Here is a 2,425-nt window from a genome sequence, read left to right on the forward strand (position 1 = left end):
CCCGAACCTTTCCCCGGACAGCCCTGCAAGGCGGGGGAGAGGTGGCCGCGAAGCGGACGGAGAGGGGCCTTCGCAGGGCGCTCCCCTCTCCGTCTCGGCTCGCCGAGCCACCTCTCCCCACTTTCGTGGGGCGAGGAACCTTCGTCCTGTGAGCGTCCAGTTCGTTCGCGCCCCCCTCTGTCCTGCCGGACATCTCCCCCACCAGGGGGGAGATTGGCCGTCACGCCGGCTTTCGCCAATCGCAAGCGTCGAAAGAAGGAAGACTCCGAAGCTGCCGATCTTTGATCGTTTTAAAGGAGCCGAGGACGTGACTTTTGAAGCTATCCAACAAAAGGAAGAGGCTAAGCGATCAGCTCTTCAGCCGCGCATTGCAGAGGCTGTAGTAGCCGCCGCCCTTCTGGATCCAACGAAGGCCGTTCAACGTACCCGCCTCCTTGTTGTCGTGGTAACCCTGCAGGCAGGTCTTCATCCGGGCCTTCGCGGGCGTTTCGGTGTTGAACTCGGCAGCGAGGGTGGTCGGGAATGTCACACCCGCCGGCGCCACAGTGGGGGTGACCGCCGCGCTGGTGTCTTTTTCTGCTGGCTCCGCGGTTTTGACCGAATCCGCGCTGACACTCTCCGCGGCGGACGTGGCGCATTTCTCCTTGCGGAAAGCGGCCCAGTCCATGCCGTTCAGAGTGCCGCCATCCTTGGCTGCCCGATAGGTCTCGCCACATTCCTTCATCGTCAGTGCGCTTGCCGGCGCGACATTCCAAGTGACCAATGCCGTCACAGCCAATGCCGCCAATTTCAAATTGAACATAAGACCCTCCTGATTGATGATAAGTTAGACGTCTTTTGTATACTGTTTGTTCCCTGTATGTTCAACCAGAATTTTGCGAGCTACCCATAAGCCTGGCGGTGGGCAGTGTGGGCAAATCGACGATGCCGGCAGTCCCGCCATATGCAGATAGAGCAAGGCCGCGGGCGTCTTCGCCTGTACAAAAAAGCCCACGCATCTTGCGATGCGCGGGCCTTTTCTCTTGAATAACTAGGCGATCAGCTCTTCAGCTTGGCATTGCAGAGGCTGTAGAAGCCGCCGCCCTTCTGGATCCACTTCAGGCCGTTCAGCGTATTGGCGTCCTTGTTGGCGTAGTACTGCTCGAGGCAGGTGTGCATGCGGCCCTTGCCCGGATTTTCGGTGGCGAATTTCGGCGAGATCGCCTTCGGGAAGCTCACGCCCTTTGGCGCTGCGACCGTCGGCTTCGCCGGCTCGCTGGTGTATGTGGCTTCGGTCGGAGCCGGCACGGTGTCGTCGTCATCGGCGCCGGCACCGCACTCCGCCTTGCGGAAGTCGTTCCACTTCATGCCGTTGAGCTTGTTGGCGGTCTTCGCGGTCTGGTACTTGGTGCTGCATTCCGCCATGGTCAGGCCCTTGCCGCCGGCGGCAGCCGCGGTCGAGGTCTTGGCCGGCTTGGTTTCGGCTGCAGGCGCGGTGGCAGCCGCGGCGGTTGCGCCCGGGCCGCACTCGGCCTTGCGGAAGTCATTCCACTTCATGCCGTTGAGCGTGCCGGCGGACTTTGCCGCCTGATACTTGGCGCTGCATTCCTTGGAGCTCAGGCCCTTGGCCGCGTCGTCGGCAGCGGCGGCTGTCTTTGCCTTCTTGGTCGTCTTGGTGTCGGCGGCCTTCGTGTCGGTCGCAGCCTTGGTATCGGTGGCCGCCTTGGTGTCGGTCGCGGCGGAAGCATCGCTGCCGCACTGCGCCTTGCGGAACTGGTTCCAGGTCTGGCCGGCAAGCGTTCCCGCATCCTTGGCCGCATTATACTTGGTGCTGCACTCGGCCATGGTCAGCGCGTTGGCCGGCGCCGCCATGAACAAGGTTGCGACGGCGAGACCCGTCAAAGCTGCAAGTCTATGAATAAGCATGGCGTTTTCTCCCTTGCTGCCGCCAATAGGTGTCCCTATGCCAAATCAATAGCTCTCAATGTCTGGTTGCGCCAGATGCATCCGGCGCGGGACCCGTCACAAAGTGTGTTGCTCCTGATAAGGGGATGAATTGCTTGCGGGTTCGCCGCCAGCGAAGCTTTGCCGGTGGACAGGGCGCTCCGAAAAGCCTCGTGTCGGCAGGTGTAGCGCCGCCAAGTCAAAGGTGGTGATAGGCTGTCGAACCACTTGCACCGACCGCGACAATGTTTTTCTAAGGATTGGTAATATACAATCACGAAATTTGATGATCGGATGCGGCCCAATTGTGGCAATACGGGCCCGCTGAAAACCGACGGGGACTGTAAGGATATGGCAGGTCAGTATTTCGGCACGGACGGTATTCGCGGACGCGCCAACAAATTTCCGATGACGGCCGAGGTCGCCATGCGCGTCGGCATGGCCGCCGGGCTTTCGTTCCAGCGTGGCAATCATCGTCACCGCGTCGTGCTCGGCAAGGATA

Annotated in this window: 2 protein-coding genes and 1 pseudogene; 1 reads left to right on the forward strand and 2 read right to left on the reverse strand. The window is 61.0% G+C overall.

Translation table 11 applies throughout. From position 1 onward, the window contains the following. Window positions 1-349: 349 nt before the first annotated feature. Both EOA27_RS32010 and EOA27_RS32015 read right to left on the reverse strand, forming a co-directional pair. Entirely contained in the window at window positions 350-802 is a 453-nt protein-coding gene (locus EOA27_RS32010) for a hypothetical protein (RefSeq protein WP_126080757.1), read from the reverse strand. 236 nt (window positions 803-1,038) lie between these two features. Next, on the reverse strand, window positions 1,039-1,905 hold the full coding sequence (locus EOA27_RS32015) for a hypothetical protein (protein WP_126080758.1): 867 nt from the start codon (window positions 1,903-1,905) through the stop codon (window positions 1,039-1,041). Window positions 1,906-2,274: 369 nt separating this feature from the next. Between EOA27_RS32015 and glmM the strand changes: the two are divergent. Continuing rightward, a pseudogene (gene glmM / locus EOA27_RS32020) lies at window positions 2,275-2,425 on the forward strand (phosphoglucosamine mutase); the annotation flags it as partial.

Source organism: Mesorhizobium sp. M2A.F.Ca.ET.037.01.1.1 (assembly GCF_003998075.1).
In the GTDB taxonomy this organism is placed as follows: Bacteria; Pseudomonadota; Alphaproteobacteria; order Rhizobiales; family Rhizobiaceae; genus Mesorhizobium.

What these genes read in the sequence shown, in the direction of transcription:
- EOA27_RS32010 (WP_126080757.1), bottom strand. Translation starts at nt 802, where the DNA reads ATGTTCAATTTGAAATTGGCGGCATTGGCTGTGACGGCATTGGTCACT.
- EOA27_RS32015 (WP_126080758.1), bottom strand. Translation starts at nt 1,905, where the DNA reads ATGCTTATTCATAGACTTGCAGCTTTGACGGGTCTCGCCGTCGCAACC.